General features: G+C 42.8%; 11 protein-coding genes. 1 reads left to right on the top strand and 10 read right to left on the bottom strand.

Annotation, left to right across the window (positions count from 1 at the left end; genetic code table 11):
• The first annotated feature begins 114 nt into the window (after positions 1 to 114).
• A complete protein-coding gene (locus C6P11_RS02740) occupies positions 115 to 507 on the top strand; it encodes a hypothetical protein (RefSeq protein WP_135518384.1) in 393 nt (130 codons plus the stop codon).
• A gap of 334 nt (positions 508 to 841) precedes the next feature.
• Here C6P11_RS02740 and C6P11_RS02735 read toward each other — a convergent pair whose 3' ends face one another.
• The 10 genes from C6P11_RS02735 to C6P11_RS02690 form a co-directional block, all read right to left on the bottom strand.
• Complete coding sequence (locus C6P11_RS02735; RefSeq protein ID WP_135518382.1) at positions 842 to 1,825, bottom strand: Abi family protein; 984 nt, start codon at positions 1,823 to 1,825, stop codon at positions 842 to 844.
• Between the two features lie 211 nt (positions 1,826 to 2,036).
• Positions 2,037 to 3,035, bottom strand: a complete 999-nt coding sequence (locus C6P11_RS02730; protein WP_135518380.1) for a GH25 family lysozyme — start codon at positions 3,033 to 3,035, stop codon at positions 2,037 to 2,039.
• 3 nt (positions 3,036 to 3,038) lie between these two features.
• A complete protein-coding gene (locus C6P11_RS02725) occupies positions 3,039 to 3,350 on the bottom strand; it encodes a phage holin, LLH family (protein ID WP_135518378.1) in 312 nt (103 codons plus the stop codon).
• Positions 3,350 to 3,610: a hypothetical protein gene (locus tag C6P11_RS02720; protein ID WP_135518376.1), complete on the bottom strand. Its 261-nt coding sequence runs from the start codon at positions 3,608 to 3,610 to the stop codon at positions 3,350 to 3,352. Before C6P11_RS02720 ends, C6P11_RS02725 begins: the two co-directional genes overlap by 1 nt.
• Positions 3,611 to 3,616: 6 nt before the next feature.
• The gene (locus tag C6P11_RS02715; RefSeq protein WP_135518374.1) at positions 3,617 to 3,862 is read right to left on the bottom strand and encodes a hypothetical protein; all 246 of its coding nucleotides are present in this window, start codon (positions 3,860 to 3,862) and stop codon (positions 3,617 to 3,619) included.
• A 2-nt stretch (positions 3,863 to 3,864) separates the two neighbouring features.
• On the bottom strand, positions 3,865 to 4,266 hold the full coding sequence (locus C6P11_RS02710; protein ID WP_135518372.1) for a hypothetical protein: 402 nt from the start codon (positions 4,264 to 4,266) through the stop codon (positions 3,865 to 3,867).
• Between the two features lie 12 nt (positions 4,267 to 4,278).
• Complete coding sequence (locus tag C6P11_RS02705) at positions 4,279 to 8,835, bottom strand: phage tail spike protein (protein ID WP_135518370.1); 4,557 nt, start codon at positions 8,833 to 8,835, stop codon at positions 4,279 to 4,281.
• A gap of 15 nt (positions 8,836 to 8,850) precedes the next feature.
• Positions 8,851 to 11,349, bottom strand: a complete 2,499-nt coding sequence (locus C6P11_RS02700; protein WP_135518368.1) for a distal tail protein Dit — start codon at positions 11,347 to 11,349, stop codon at positions 8,851 to 8,853.
• 60 nt (positions 11,350 to 11,409) lie between these two features.
• Complete coding sequence (locus tag C6P11_RS02695) at positions 11,410 to 11,796, bottom strand: hypothetical protein (RefSeq protein WP_135518367.1); 387 nt, start codon at positions 11,794 to 11,796, stop codon at positions 11,410 to 11,412.
• A gap of 4 nt (positions 11,797 to 11,800) precedes the next feature.
• Positions 11,801 to 16,012, bottom strand: coding sequence for a tape measure protein (locus C6P11_RS02690; protein ID WP_135518365.1), 4,212 nt, complete (start codon positions 16,010 to 16,012; stop codon positions 11,801 to 11,803).
• Positions 16,013 to 16,042 lie beyond the last annotated feature (30 nt).

Here is a 16,042-nt window from a genome sequence, read left to right as displayed (position 1 = left end):
TTATTCAGACGAATACATTGAACAAATGGTTGAGCAAATTAATAGCCGACCTCGAAAGCTTTTCGGCTGGAGATCGGCTAAAGAATATTATTTATCTCAAGTGTTCCGGTTGAATTGACAATTCACCCAAATAAAAAAGCCGAATCTACTAAGGTTCTCCATCCAAAAACTAAAATCATCACATCAAGTATTTCTTCGTCATCATCAGCGAGTTCTTCAACAGAACAAGCAAGCTCAGCTACTGTTGTGACGCCTCAAGATACATATGAACCAGCAGTCGCTACTTCGGCTGACGTGCAAGAATCCGTTGCCGACACTAGTGTTCCAAGTGACGACACAGCTTATGCACCTGCCACATCAGATTATTCACAACCCGAAACGGCCGAAGTACCAGTTGCTTCTGATTCGCAAGCAACTGCATCCGAAACCCAAGTACAAGATGATGGTACTGCTACTGCAGATACCAGTACCGGTGATGATCCAGCAGCGACACAAGCTTTGCAATGATAATTAAATACATACAAAAAACCACTGAAAGCCGTTATATCAACTGTTTCAGTGGTTTTTGTATGTTTATTTTTAGCTTATGGCCACAAACGGTTCGTTGTACGTGGGAATGTGTAAATGCTTATACACCAGTAGTTTGAGCGTTTACTGGCGCAAATATGGCGCAAATATTAATCCTCATATCGGCTGGCGCAAACTAAGCTGAATTAAATTTTTAGTTTGCAGGTTATGACCTGTCATTCCCTCACTCAATTATTGTACAATAAAAAACCCACCAGACGAGGAAGTTAATCCAAGTCCAGCGGGCTTTTTTCAAGTAAATCAACTAAAGTTATTATTGAAAATAATTTGAAAAGAACTTAATCATTTTTGCCTTGCTACTAAAGCCTAATGCTTGCGCTTGATTTTCGCCGTTTTTTCTTACAGGCTTTATGGCGTTTTGAATATCTTTATAGATGTCTCCAAAACCATAATTTTGATCTATATTATGAGCCAAATAAACTATCGGAATAATAACGCTGGCTAATTTATTAGTTATCTCAGTTTTACCGTTTTTTCGTTCGTGAACATCTAAATATTCTCTCCATTCGACTTTAGATTTTGGCAAAGTTTTAAATTCAATATCAATTAAATTAGAACTGTGTGCACAAACGTTTCTAACTAAAACCATTGCCCCTATCCATGAATTTAATTCAGAACTACCACAATTAAAATTTTTAGCAATTTTATTCTTACTTTTCAACGGTAAAAGTTGGTAAATATGATGTAATTGTCCAAATGATAATAAATCAAATGCTAGCCAAACGGTAGGATACTTCTTATGTTGAGAACCATTTTCTACTTTATTATATTTATTATCTTTTAAAATGAGATTTTTTTCGTCAAAATATTCTGGATTTGAATATTCATTCATATTTTTAATCATTTTCAAAATTGTATTTTTTATCAAAGATTGTTCTCCAATAATATACTCAGAGGTATAACGTCCTTGATCAGCCCAAACTAAAAAGTCCAAATATCCAAATGGGCCAGAGTCATTACCTATTAGCTCGGCAAGACTGTTTTTAAAGGCTAGTTCAATCATTTCAATAATATGTAACAAATGTATTCTTAGGTTTTTATCAAAAAAATATCGTTTTAACACACTGCTGAATAGTAGTCCATCATATAGACCATCTCTTACAAATGGCTTTGCGTATTCTTTTAACTTATAGTATCCGATATTTTTAATGGCGATACTTGCATTTTCTGAATCGATTGACATTTTTCGATCACTAAAAACATTTACAAGTTTTTGATTTTCATCTTGTATATTCATTTTTAATTCCAGCTTTACTATAAAAAAAGCCCGAACAAAATTGCCCGGGGACTTGATATGTTTTTATTATATATGGCACCATATTGAATGTCAATTTCAATACAAAAAAGCCCGCCAGACGAGGAAGTTAATCCAAGTCCAGCGGGCTTAATTTATATGTGGACCAACTTGCGCATCTGTTTCAATGTCGCAAGTTGGTCCGCCTTAATATCTAATTAATAATGCTATCCAAATCAGTCACAGTTGCTGACTTTGCGTTGAACGTTCCATCAGTCCCAAAGTTAAAGTGATAGCCATGCCAATCACCTTCACCTTGAACAATCTTACCGTCTGCGGCTGACCAGTAGTAGTTACCCCACGCCTTAGTCCAGTCAGATGTCACCAGCTTACCGTCACGGAATGACCAGTACGATCCCATGTGCTTAACGATACCGTTAGCCTTGTTCTTGAATGATTGGTCAGTGTACCAAACGCCATTCTTAGGCCAGACAGTTTCACCATTGTTGGCACCAACTGGTTGTTGGTTAGCCGTGAAAAAATCATCGTAGTTTTGTGACACGTCAAACGTACCATTCACACCTGCGAATGTTTGCTTATCGTTATATTGCCATGAGTGCTCTGAACTGAACCAGTTCATGTCAGCCGTGGCATTGTATGGGTATGATGCAACCCAAGTCTTGTCACCATCTGGTGTGGTGTTCAAGTGCGATGACATCGTGTAGGTAGTTGAACGATAACCACCAGCAACTCTAACCTGCGCTTCTGCCGTGGCATTAACTGGTTGCATTGCTGAACCCATTGCCATTTGGTCGGGCGATTCAGCATCTACCGCCAACACTGCGCCAACTCCAAGACCGTCAGCTTGCGCCGTAGCCGAAGCATAGTTAGCTTCTTGTACAGCAGTAGCATTATCAGTCGCATATGCAAAGTAATAGCCATTCACGTACAAACCAGCCACTTGTGCGTTAGCGATGTCGTTAGCAGCAGTTGGATCCTTATACCAAGTTCCTTCTGAAATCTTAACCGTCACGGCCTTAACCCCAGCGTTACGCATGGTGACAAAATCATCTACTGACAAATAACCATTCCAATTTGATACGTCCACCATATCCATACGTGGCCCGTCTGCGTGTGCAGTTGGTGCACCCAACAGCGTCGTGCCAAACAAAAAGGCCGCTCCAATGGCGACCAACTTCATACTCTTATTCATCTACTAAATCATTCCTTTCATCTTGCCGACCGCCCACTCAATCGCAGTATCAACTTCGCTTGCTGTGAACAGGTGTGCCTTGTCCAACTTCAATAGCTCATCAGAGACAAACTTCAATGCTTCGGCCTTCTGCTTAGCTCCACCGTCAAAGTTATCTTCTGCCCAGCTCACTGCCTTTTCGGCAATGTCTAGAACGGTTTGCATCTTAGCATTGCCGTCAACGGCCGTCCGCAGATGAACAATAGCCAAAATTAAAAGCGCTGGCAGGATTCCAATCTCCCACAGTGCTTTAAGCAACTCGATTAAATTATTCATCAATCTACCTCCTTCAACTTCTCTTGCAATGTCTTAATGGCATCATCGTGGTGTACCAGTTCGATGTCGTGGATTGCTAGTTTTGATTGGGTATCTTCACGCATTTCCTTCATTGTGTCACGTAGCTCATCAATGGCGTTGCGTAGCGCAGAAAGTGGTTCAGTTAAGCCAGTTTTCACTGACCAGCCAAGCCAACCTGTACCAACCGTCATAAGAACTGCAACTAGTGCGATTGTGTCTCCTGGTGATAGCTTTGACATATTGCATTACGCCTCCTTAGCAGCAGCAGCTTGTACAGCTAGTGCATCAGCGTCAGCGAATACTGCGTTTTGGAACTCTTGCAAACCAGCACGAAACGCCTTGATGTTGGCCTTGTAAGTGTCTTTGTCATTGATGTAGTAGTTAGTCGTTGGTACCCCGATAGCGTCAATTGAGCCAGTAAACGTTGCGTAACCAATGCCGTTAGCGTCAGCAAGTGAAGCGTTGTAATTAGTAGTCTTAGTAATAGTCATGATTAAATTTCCTCGTTTTCTTCAATTTCTAGTGCATCATAAAAAGCGTCAAAGGAATCAGCATATTCGGGTGCAATATCACCGTCATACGTCTTGAAGTAGTCCTTCAACGCTTGTTCAAGTGTAGGATATTCAGAGATTGAAATAACGACAATCTCACTTTTAAGCTTATCAAGTTCAACTTCATAAGCTTGCTTATTTTCAACTGTTCCAAAGTCCCAACCTTTGTCAGTCTTAGTGGCGTTGAATTGCTTAAGCAACTCTTGCTCATCTTCACTTTGATCACGCAACACATCGTTCATCTTCGCAATCAGCTTAGTCTTAGCACGGCTAACTTGTGCCGGCAAAGTAAGCGATTGTAAATAATTACCAATCATATAAATTTGATAATTCTTCAGTTTCATTGTTTCCTCCTGTTAATTGTCCCAGCTACCAGTTCCCCAGTTACCTGACATCGTTATTTCGTTCCAGTGTCCGCCCATTACAACGTAAAACTTGTTGGCAGATTCATTAAAAACAATTCCACTGTTAGTACCAACAATGTGAATACCCGGTAAACCGTTAAAGTGCGCCGGATAGAAGCCGGTTCCATTCTTGCGAAGCGTCCAGCCAAGGTTGATGTCACCACCTGTGGTTAAATTGCCAGATACATTCATTGCACCGTCAACCTTAACATCTTTGTGGAACTCGTATTGTTCCCATGCATGCCAGCCAGTTTGAACACCTAGATAAATGGCAGTAAGGTTAGACTCCCAAGACATTAGCTTACGATAGCTTCCCGTTTTGTCAGTATTTGCATCTGTAACACCAAACATAATTCCGTCACCTCCGTAGAAATCAGAAGTTCCGTAATCGTAGTGGCTGTCACCCTTAGTAGTCGTTTGCCACCCATTTACACCAATGGTCATGTAATCGGCGTTCGTTTGATTGACTATTGGGGTTGTGATGCCGATATATCCAATATCTTCACCTCGTGGTGACCACCAGTGTGTATCACCATTCTCAAAGACAGTCTTAGCTTTATTGTCCTTAGAGGCAATTGTGATACCATCACCATCGATTTGGATGTTGCTGTATGCACTTTCCCAGTTAGTTTTAATAAACTGTGCTGTGTTACCAACAAGATGATCAACAGTTAACGTGAAACCTGACTGAATGGTCGTATCACCAGTAAGCACAATGTGTTTACCTGCAATTTGCATACCAGATGCGTCTCCATTGATACCAGAGATAATCGCGCCAGTATGGCCTTTAATTCCAGCTTCAAAGTTGTCGCTAAACAATGACAACACTGTCGTTTTGTCAGTCTTCGTTGCGACACTAGCTTGGATGGAATTAGCCGTTTGTGTCAACGTTGAAGACAGTTCGTTTGTCTTGTCTCGAACTGCTGTGATAGCTCCTTCCGCTGTCAACAAACGTGTGGCAATTCCGGTAGTTGGGTTGTTGACTTTTTCGTATAATCCATCAGCGGTTAATTTAACTTGCGCAACACTGCTTTCAATATCTTCTGGTGCTGGAGTCCAGTCGGTTGGAACGTTACCCAATTCTAGTTTGATGTTACTAATTGTTAAGTTCCCTTTCAGGTTATCTTGTCGAAACCTGATACCGGTAGCGTTACTGGTAGAATAACCATCTTGTTTAAGCGAAACAGTATTTGTATAATGACCAGCAACATTCACTTTGCTAATTTTTACGCTTCCAACGACTGATAGCCCCCAAGGCGTGTCATTCCATTGGGGAATAAATTCACCAGAAATATCAGAGCCACTAGCAACCCAATCAAATGATATAGTCAGGTACTCAGATGGACCATATTGGTTATACAGGTCGGATACTTTTTTACAACCTGCTAAATAATATTGACCACCTTGGTCATTAAAAGTTCCATTTATGGAGTTATTTCCAATTCCAGTAAAGCTATTTGACGTGCCAAGCAATAAGTTACGACCACCAACAGACAGATTGTTAACCTTTGTAACCGTTGCGTCAAAACCATCTGCTCGTTGTGTGAGACTGCTAATGTCTCCATTAATCTTTCCAGTTGCCTTATCGAAGTCAGTCTTGCTTACTGTCAACTTGATAGCGTCAGAATTAGCTTTAATATTTGTTTCAGCAGAAGCTACACGCTTATCGTTCGTTTCTTTGTAAGTTCCGATTGTTTGCGTTGCCGTATCGGCAGTTTGTTGCGCCTTAGATACTGATTGAGTCAGTTCACCAGTCTTTGCATTGTAATCGCTTTGGCTGACCTTTTGCGTGATTGCATTGGCATTTGCGACAATGTCAGCTTGCGCTTTGCTAATGCGACCGTCAGCGTCAGTCTTAAAGCTATTTAGGCTAGTTGTTGCTTTGTCTGCTGTTAACTGAGCTGTAGCGGTTGCACTATCTACATCTTCTGGAGCAGGAGTCCAATCTGTTGCAACAGTACCTTTTTCAAGTTTTAATCCAGATTGCTCTAAGTAACCATTAGTAACTGTATCTCCTGATTCAAACCTGATACCTGTATTATCCATAGTGGACAAACCAATAAACTTAAACGGTTTTGTTGACACACGCACCCAATCACTATGAGCTTTAATGATACTTACATACTCATTATTGTTGTTTGTCCATGTTGATGAGTTATTTGTTGCGTAAAAGTGTAGTTGTAAATCATTATCGCCTGTGTTTCTAACGTAACCAGACATGACAAATGTGTCAGTGTCGTTAATCACTCCCCTGTCTCTAAGATTAGCCATACTGTACTTAGGACCAGCCCACGGTCTAGTATCTTGAGTTGCTGATAAGGTCTGATACATATTAGGGGAACCTGCGTCAAAACCGTTCCACGGGCTACCAAAATCCTTAGAGTTAAGTAATAGGTTTCTACCACCAACTGACAGATTGTTTACCTTTGTAACTGTCGCATCAAAACCATCTGCACGTTGCTCTAATTTGCTAATTGAACCCCTTTGCTTGCCCTGTTCTGTGCTTAAATCAGAAACAGTCTGCTTAACACCTGTGGCGTCCTTTTCAATTTGAAACATACGATTATCTTGCTTATCGTTAGCAACCTTAATGTCTGCAATGTCTTGCTTTGACTTTTCAGCTGTGTCGCTCGTCGTATTGATTTTAGATGTTAGGTCACCAGTTGTCTTGTTGTATTCTGTCTTTTCAACCTTTGTTGACAGACCATCAAGTGCTTGTGTCGCTGTCGTTTGTGCTTTGGTAATTTTACCGTCTGCGTCTGACTTGTTTTGTTGGATAGTTGCGGTCATGGAGTCAGTTGTAAACTTAAACTCTGATCTAACAACCCCGTCAGCGCTTGTAGCAGCTGAAACAGCTTCCGACTTTGCTTGACTTGCATATTGGCTTGCTTTTGAGTTCGCTTCACTAGCCATCGAAGCGGTTTGACTCGCTTGGCTGGCAAAACTACTAGTGAAGTCTTTTTTAGCTTCATCCAATGCTTTTTGTGCATTTTGGGCTGTTGTTTGACCGATTTCTATTGCGCTGGCCTTGGCGTCTTCAACCATTTTATTCGTAGTAGCAAGTTGTTCAGTGACAAATGAATTAAGTGATGCCGTGTCCGCTTTATTTTCACTATAAAGTCGTGCAACATCAGACTTTGCTGTGTTAAACGCAGATGATAAAGCGTCTTCGACTGCGTTAGCATGTGTAGCCACACTGCCTACTGCACTACTTGCTTGTGATGCAATACTTGCAGCACCTTCAGCAATAACTTGTGTCTTAACTGCCGCTTCAGAAACAACGGTGATGTCATCAGCAACTTGTCCAAGTTTGGCAATTAGATCAATGTTCTTAGTCTTATCACCAATGACTGATGAGTATTCACCAAGCACCAGCGTATTAGTAGTTGGATTGGCAAAACTGAATGTCTTTTGAATGACACGACTCGTAAGCAAAATCTGTTGTGATGCGTACAAGTCCTGTACTCGAATAGTGTCACCAAGTCCCGCTTCCGTTGATGCAATTGAACTAATCGTGTAGTTGATGCGTGGGTGGTTCAAAGCTTGCAGCTGTTTCTTACCCCAAGCCAACAATGAACGTTCATCGGTAATCATTGAGTTAACAACAATACCTTCACGGAACGTTTCTGGTGAACTCGAAGCGCCAACGGGGTTATACAACTTATTAGCTGCTTCATCGACAATGTAAGGTAATCCATTGTTTGTTGTGTTCAACTTCAAACTGTTAGCGCCTTGAACGTATAGTTTGGTGTAGATTGAATCTGACAACTCTTCACGCGTCATGTCAGTCATGTTCTTGCCATATCGAATAGTTACGCCACTGTCAGCGCCCATTTGTTGACGGAACGATACAACGCGCTGTGCAAGCTGGCCTTGTGGCGTCATCGTAACGTATGCATCAACATCAACTTCAAACAGTTTGATGATGTCTTGCAACACAGATTGAACCGACGCGCCATCACTGATTGAATACGTGATGTCTGGGAAATTGTAGTCCTCAACATTCACATTCCAGCCAGCGTGACCCAAGATATAACGTAAAATGTTTTGTAATGAGCCAAGTGTTTGTGTGCCAGTCGGACTTGCATAGAATTCTTTAGCGTCAACAATCATGCGTGAAAAATCATACAGTGCAGCGTTAACACCAGTCGCCGTCTTATAGTGTTGACCGCCTGGTGTCACCTTTTCAGAAACGGATGTCAATTGCATTAGGTAATGACGCTTATTCGCATCATCTTGATACAGCAAGTAATAACCATTCTCAACTTGTGCACCAACAAGCGTATTGTTGAAAGAAATGCCATTAAGTGTGTGGTTCCAATTTTTTGTGTTACCTGACACGTCGATGTTACGACTAACGTTATCAACCGTTAGATCCACATTACCCAAAATATCTTGCGTATCTGCAATCTGTTGTGAAATCGTATCACCCCAGAAATCATTTGCGCCCCGTCCCTTGTTTGACAAGAAACCAACAACATTTAATCTGGGGTCTAATACTGTATACATGCGGTTCCTCCTTTCTTACTTATGAGTTGGTCTGTACTCCAAAATCACATCGAAATCATCCAAGCTGTGACCGGATGCAACAAAGTTCCAACGTTGCGTAACGCCCCCGTGTAGTTGCGGGAACGTCGAGTACATATCAAACAATTCGTTCTGCATGCGCCCATTAATCGACAACGTTTCATCAGTCGAATCAATAATTGCCTTCTGACCAGCTTTGAGTGTAATCATGTCAGCCTGTGACGGCTTCTTATACACTCGATAAGCCCGAATACGGCTAATATCCAACTTATCAATTGGATAAGCCTTAACCGGTTGATTAGTTGAAGGGTCGATAATATCCTCTTGAATATCCGTCTTAGCAAACCAAACTGCAACACGCCCAGGCTTGAACTTGAAGCGACTAGCACGGTTCAACCCTTTCTTATCTTCAAACGTCCAGAATGGCTTGCTGTCTAATGGCTTAGCTATGCCAGTCTCATCAGACATACGCCACATTTCACCATAGAAACCGTTGTGGTTAACAGTGTCATACCCAACAACGAACTTCACTGTGGCTGCATCAAGTGCATCGTGATCATTCTTATCGTTGAATTGATAATCAACAGGTATCCAATTTGTTGAAGTGTTTTGGTTACCGTTAGACGTTGCAGTTGATGATGGTTGGCTCAACTGATACAAAACACCAACCTTCCCGTTGATTGGGTCATCACCGTTGTAGTATCGCGCGTCCGTCGTCTGCGTCCACTTCTTACCGTTTTCTGCGTTACTCTCAAAAACTTGGTTAACAAACGTGCGGTTGTACATGTAAATGTTGATTGGTGTACGTGTTGTGTAGCGGTCTGACCGTTCTGGTGCGTGAGCGTAATCATTATCACGTCGGTTCCAGCCTACTTCCCAGTAGTGCAAATCACCAACATGCAAGTTACCGTTTGCGTCAGAATTTGAGTTGCCAAAGTGATAACTCCACCACCACACCAAATACGGCTTCTCTTCGTGCTTTTCAGTCGTATCACTCAGCGTCTTCTTAAAGTACGTGTTACTGTGTGTGTCATTTGAGTAGTAAGACCATTCTTCAGTGACAATCGTGCGGGTCGTCTTATACGTTCCGTCCCAGCTCTCATACGTAGTTGTCGTTTTCTTGTGATATTCAAGGAACGAATTTGCTAATGGATAGTGGTCATTCAGTGTAATTGTCACATCATTGTTGTTTTGAACTCCAGGTGGCATGACCCACTCTGAACCAAGTCCAGTTGCAAGCGCAGTAGCTTCCGATGCGTCATCTTCTCCAAAGAACATCCACGCGCCAGAAGCCTGCCCGTCATGACCACCATCACCAATGCCAACTCGTGCACGTCGCTTGCCGCTAGTATCAAGAATGTAAGCTTCAACCTGCATATCAGCGCGATCATAATAGCGGTTGTGTGTGAGTGTAATCTCCGTTTCCCAACTACCCATTTTGTCAGGGTCTTTAGGGTTAACGTCGCCAGTCAAATCACCAATTGGCTGTGATTGCATTACTGGCCCATGCCACTGACCCCAAGGCATAGGTGTGTCAGCAAACTTACCGTTAATACCGATGCCTTGCCCGTTATCATTCAAGGTTAGCGGCCCATTAGCAACACGTCCGTTGCGTGCTAGTTTGAACGTCAAGTTGCCGTCATACAGTCCGTTCCCCTTATCAAGCGGTGTAATCATCGACCACTTTGACAAATCAGTTGTATCATCGTCAAACTGCATTGGCTTACTATCAATCTTCACATCAGACAAATCTTCACCAAACCAGACACCTTCTTTGCTGTCCAATTGCATCCCTACCCGTGAAGCATTGACACCCTCCTTTGGCACAATGTGAAAAATAGGGTCAGCTGGGCCAGTTCCAAGTGGCGTGTAGCTAAACGGGTTGCTAGTTACCTTGACCAACTCATTTGGTGCTGCACTTACAACTGTTCCATCAGATAACGTGATATTGCTGTCTTGCACTGTAATGAAACCGCGTGGGTCATGTAACGTGAACACAAATGTAGCTGTGGCAGTGTACGACCCAACATCTGTGAATTGAAAATCAGGCAATGAAGTGAAACGTCCATAGTATTGAACGTCTGGCTCATCACCAAACACAATTGATACATCATCGTTAGTGTCAGTGGATAACAAGTCAGCAGCGATTTGGTGCACACGCATCTGATAATCTTCGTTGCTATCCGCCTTTAGCGTTACCGGAATGTTGATTGTACGTGCACCATATGACAAACCTTGTGCAATGACACCGTACTTGTTTACAGCCACTTGTGTTGTGTCTGTAATAGCTGGTGCAAGTGGCTTACTTACGTGACCAATAATCAGTCCTAAATCACTAGAACGCACGCCCTTAACACCAGCGGCAACGTCCATGCCGTAAATGAACTCATTCAAATCAATTTCATACTTGTTACCACGTGATGCACTAACTTTCTGCGCTAACCATTCTTCATAGGTTTGCCCTTGTGCATTGCGTGGCGTTTTAGTGTCCGCCATTCTCTTATCCTCCTTGAAATGATATGTACGTAGGGTATCACCCTACAAAAAAGGCACCACCTAGAAATCAGATGTTGTCATTATGTCTGTTTGGCTGAAATCAGGTGTTAACCCGTCATCAACCTGATGCGTAACTACGAAATGACCGTTGGCATCGTAACTGTAATCAACCGGCACCCAACCATCGGTATTGAAACCTTTAATAGGCGGATCAACTATCTTTTGCACGTCAGCCGGCAACGGATTCTGTATGATAGTTGAACCAGTCACTAGTGAACTTGTGGTACCAACATCAGTGGTCGTCGTATTACCGTTTTTGTCCGTTGTTGTTGCATTACCAACATCAACAAACTTAGTAATATCAATGTTCACTGTGTCGTCCATCGTTGGGTCTTGTTGAGCTACCAATGCCGTGACAATCGTAGGTGTTAGATTAAAATCTGCCATTCAATCACCCCTTTGCGAATTGGTTCAACGTGTTCAACTGCTTGGTTTGGTTGTTTACCATGTCATACACCTGGCCTTGCGTAACCGCTGTGCCGTACACCGCTTGAATTAAGTCTTGCAACAACTTAACCACGCCGTCCAAACGTTGTGTAATCGCGCTCAAATCAACAACTGTTGCATTTTCCGAAACAGTTGGATGAGGGTCGGTCGCTGCAAAGTTATTGGTTACTTGATTAAGCAATTGCTTTGCTCGACTTCGCTTTGCCTGATCCAATGGAATAATCATCTCTGGCATGTTTCTCTCAGCTACTTCGTACAGTCCATGTTGTGAAATTAGCCCACCATTAGCATAACCATGCCCGTTACCTAAGAATGACAAACTGTCACCATATCGCTTCTTAGCATAATTTAAACCAGCAAGCAATGAATCATATCCATTGAAAATATTTCCATGTCCTGGGAATGCATTTGCCTCGAATGTTCTGCGCTTAATCTGCATCAATCCAATGGCTGGCCCTGAACCATCTCCATCAGGGTCAATTCCTGGTTGCGTTATATTTTCATTTCCACCTGATTCAGTGGCCATCTGACGAAGAACTCTATCAACCATATCACTTGAAGTTGACAAACCATTGGCGGCCAAAGCCTTCTTTACCAAATCAGCCCACCGTTGCACGCCAGCACCACCGGGGTTTCCGTGTTGACCACCACCATCTTCTGTATCGTGTTTATCTGACAAACTCTTAAGCAACTTCTTAATTGGTTCAGAAATGCCACTCAACACTGCATGTGCTGCGCCTGGTGCGAATGATTGAACGAAATCACTCATACCAGATACATTCACAGCCTTATCTACAACGTTACCCAGCGCTTTGACGGGGTCTTTGAGCACAGTTTTAAGTGTGTCCCACTTATCCTTAACCCAACCAGTAATTGAGCTAAACCAGCCACTTGTACCGTCTGCGTAGGCATTAATACCGAACGCATTCATCATCTGCTTAGTGGCTGAAGCTGGAATGACCGTTTCGCCGCCTTCAAAGTTAACCAAGCGATTACGACCTTGCAAGATTTTCATCTCACCCTTGTTGTCAATAATCGCTTCCTTGTAGTCAGCTGCCTTTTCATCGTTAACCAGTGCCAAGCCCTTTGGCGCTCCAGGCGTGCCGGCTGCAAACTTAGGAATTAGCTTAATTGCATGCTTATCACCGCCAAAATCATGAATAACATCATCAATCGCACCGATACCTTTGTTTACGATGCCAATAACATCATTAAATCCAGCCTTAGCGTCTGACTTGATGTCGCCCCAAATTGAGCCAAAGAACTTACCAACAGCACTCCAAGTGCTATTCCAGCCGTCGCTGACGGACTTCAAGAAACCACCAATCTTGTCAGATACCCAATTCCAAGCTGCTTCACCAGTTGAGCGAATGCCATCCCAAATTGAACCCCAGAACTTGCTAATTGCAGTCCAACAAGTGTTCCATACGCTAGAAATAACTTTCCAAACAGCCGACAACTTATCAGAAATCCAATCAACAGCTGGGCCAGCAATCTTCTTGATACCGTCCCAGATACCACCATAGAAACTAGTAATAGCGTTCCAATAGAACTTCCAGGCGACTGTGATAGCCTTCCAAACTACGTCCAAAACCTCCTTGATGTCATTAGCTCCAGCGGCGACAGTCTTATCAACTTCTTTCCAACCTTCAGCAAACGGTTTAGCAATGTTTGAACTCCACCACTTACCTATTGAGTCAATAACACTCTTAAGCACCTTCAAGATAGGTGACAGAATGATTGTTGCAAGTCCGATTGGGAACGCAATCGAAACGATTAGAATCTTGCCAAGTGTCTTAAATAAGGCTTCAGCGCCCTTAACGAATGCATTCCAGCCTTTCTTCAAACCGGCAAGCATCTGTGATCCAAATTTTTCAACCGTCTTAATGGCACTACCAAAACCATTGGCAATCGACTTACCAAAGTTAGCAATACTCTTGGCAATACCGTTTACAAACTCACGGAATTTTGCATTGTGCTTGTACAGTCCAAACAGCGCAACTCCCAGTACTGTAATAGCTGTGATAATAATTCCAAATGGGTTAGTTAACAAGAACTTACCAGCAGTTGCGAACGCTGAACCAAGCCCACGCAAAGCGCCTCCAAACTTAGTCAGATTAGTTGCACCGACTACGCCTTCCTTGAATATCATCTTCTTACCAACGTCCAACGCTGTTCCACCAAAGTCTATTAACGTATGACGTGTATCATTCAACTTTGAAGCAAAGCCAACCATCTTTGACGTTGCCCAAAGACCAGCAATCACGGCTCCGATAGTCTGCAATGCTTCTTTGTGCTTTGCAATATCACCTAGCGCATCACTGAATGTCTTGGCAGACTTACCGCCGTTCATTAGCTTTGCAGCACCCTTAGCTAGTAACTCAACGCCAACAACAATGGCTTTGAATGCACCTTCGCCAATCTCTGCAAGTATCTTGATGATGTTCCAAACTGACTTCACACCATCAACAATTTCTGGTGCATGTACTGCAATGACTTTTGACGCTGATTCAACACCATGTGCGATTGAGTCCATGAATTTATTGGCGCTGTCATTGAATGACATACCGGCAAATACCTTGCTAAATGCACTAGTAATTGTGCCAAGCGACTTGCTGAATGCCGCACCAACCTTGTCGAACTCTTTCATAGTTGATTGATCTGATACCCACTTAGATACAGCCTCAAACAACGGGTTCTTAGTCTGCAAAATTGGGTTAATCAAAGCACCAGCCAAAGCCTTACCACGCGCACTAATCACACGTTCCATACCTGACATGGTACCCATCATGTTTTCAGAAGCCTTGGCATACTTATCACCAAGTTCTTCCATGACAGCTTCAGCATCTTGTGCGCTAATCTTGCCGGCAGACATTTGGTCACGCAACTGTGCCATTGTCAATTGGCTGTTGTTCTGAACTTTACGCTCATAATCAAGCAACTTCTCACCGTACATAGGCAATTGGTCGGTAATCATGTTGAAATCGCCCAACTGCATACGGCCAGATGTCATCATGTGCGTGAAGTTGGTTCCCAAACGTTCAGTTGCTTCACCTGACAAGCCAATCGTGTCAGACATCGTCAGAATGGCTTTCGTCATATCTTCAGTCTTGCCCTTGTTATTAAACACGTGGTAGAACTGCTGGTCCAACTCGTTGACTAGGTCACTTGATTGTCCAAAAGCAGTTGACATGTCATTAACTGATTTGACCATGTCTTTACCCTTGGATGCGCTACCGGTCAATGTGTTCCATGTCGCTTGCATAACTTGCTGTTCTTTGTCATATTCGGCGCCAGCAGAAGCTGCCTCACGCAAGTGTGAGCCAATGGTAGCCAACGATGAAGTGAACATGTTAGCAACCGTATTACCAATGGCAGAACCAGCAATTGAAGTCTTTAATCCTGACCACTTTTCTTTAATCTCGCTGACTTGCTCTTTGGCCCGTGATAAACCGGTCAGGTGCAAGTCAATCTTCCCTGATTTTTCAAGACTTGTAAGTTCAGATTTTGCTTTAGCTAGTGATTCAGCTACTTCATTCACTCGAACGCGTTGCTTAGTCATACTTTCTGACGAAACATTGTCGGCTTGTTCTAACTTGCTTAGTTGAGCAACTTGTTTCTCGTATGCTTCCGATAAGTTATCGACTTGTGACCGCAATAACTTTGCCTTTTCTTCGGCAGCTTCTGTTGATTTTCCTTCTGCTTCCAATCGTGAAATACGACTGTTAGCTACTTGCTCGTTTTGCTTCATCTCGTTATTGAGTTCAGACAAACCAGACTTGTAATAATCAACGGCTTCCTTAGTTTTAGCCAATTGTTGCTGTTGTTTGTTGTACTTGGCAGTGGCTTGTTCGATTTGAGATTGAAGTTCAGCCATTTTCTTAGCACCATTTTCAGTGCCGTCATTATATGACTGCTGTTCCATCTTCAAAGCGTTGATGTATTGCTTTTGCTTTTCAGCGGTCTGTGTAAGACCATTCATCTTAGCTTCAGCAGCCCCCAAATTGTCCCCTGTGGACTTTAAGACAGCTTCTTGTGCTTTCCACTCCGTATTAAGCTGACGCACTTCAGTACGCAAATTTTTGGCATTTGCAGCGGCTTCGGCGGTATCAAGCTTAATGCTAGTCGAGAGTGTACCAGCTACTTTCTCACTCATTCATTTTTCCTCCTTTCCTCAAAAATAGTT

The sequence above is a fragment of the Weissella confusa genome, from assembly GCF_004766315.1.
Taxonomy (GTDB): Bacteria; Bacillota; Bacilli; order Lactobacillales; family Lactobacillaceae; genus Weissella; species Weissella confusa_A.
Note: the sequence above shows the minus strand (reverse complement) of the source record. Positions and strands in the feature narration are given on the sequence as shown.

What these genes read in the sequence shown, in the direction of transcription:
- C6P11_RS02690 (WP_135518365.1), bottom strand. Translation starts at nt 16,012, where the DNA reads ATGAGTGAGAAAGTAGCTGGTACACTCTCGACTAGCATTAAGCTTGAT.
- C6P11_RS02715 (WP_135518374.1), bottom strand. Translation starts at nt 3,862, where the DNA reads ATGACTATTACTAAGACTACTAATTACAACGCTTCACTTGCTGACGCT.
- C6P11_RS02710 (WP_135518372.1), bottom strand. Translation starts at nt 4,266, where the DNA reads ATGAAACTGAAGAATTATCAAATTTATATGATTGGTAATTATTTACAA.
- C6P11_RS02695 (WP_135518367.1), bottom strand. Translation starts at nt 11,796, where the DNA reads ATGGCAGATTTTAATCTAACACCTACGATTGTCACGGCATTGGTAGCT.
- C6P11_RS02705 (WP_135518370.1), bottom strand. Translation starts at nt 8,835, where the DNA reads ATGTATACAGTATTAGACCCCAGATTAAATGTTGTTGGTTTCTTGTCA.
- C6P11_RS02700 (WP_135518368.1), bottom strand. Translation starts at nt 11,349, where the DNA reads ATGGCGGACACTAAAACGCCACGCAATGCACAAGGGCAAACCTATGAA.
- C6P11_RS02730 (WP_135518380.1), bottom strand. Translation starts at nt 3,035, where the DNA reads ATGAATAAGAGTATGAAGTTGGTCGCCATTGGAGCGGCCTTTTTGTTT.
- C6P11_RS02725 (WP_135518378.1), bottom strand. Translation starts at nt 3,350, where the DNA reads ATGAATAATTTAATCGAGTTGCTTAAAGCACTGTGGGAGATTGGAATC.
- C6P11_RS02720 (WP_135518376.1), bottom strand. Translation starts at nt 3,610, where the DNA reads ATGTCAAAGCTATCACCAGGAGACACAATCGCACTAGTTGCAGTTCTT.
- C6P11_RS02735 (WP_135518382.1), bottom strand. Translation starts at nt 1,825, where the DNA reads ATGAATATACAAGATGAAAATCAAAAACTTGTAAATGTTTTTAGTGAT.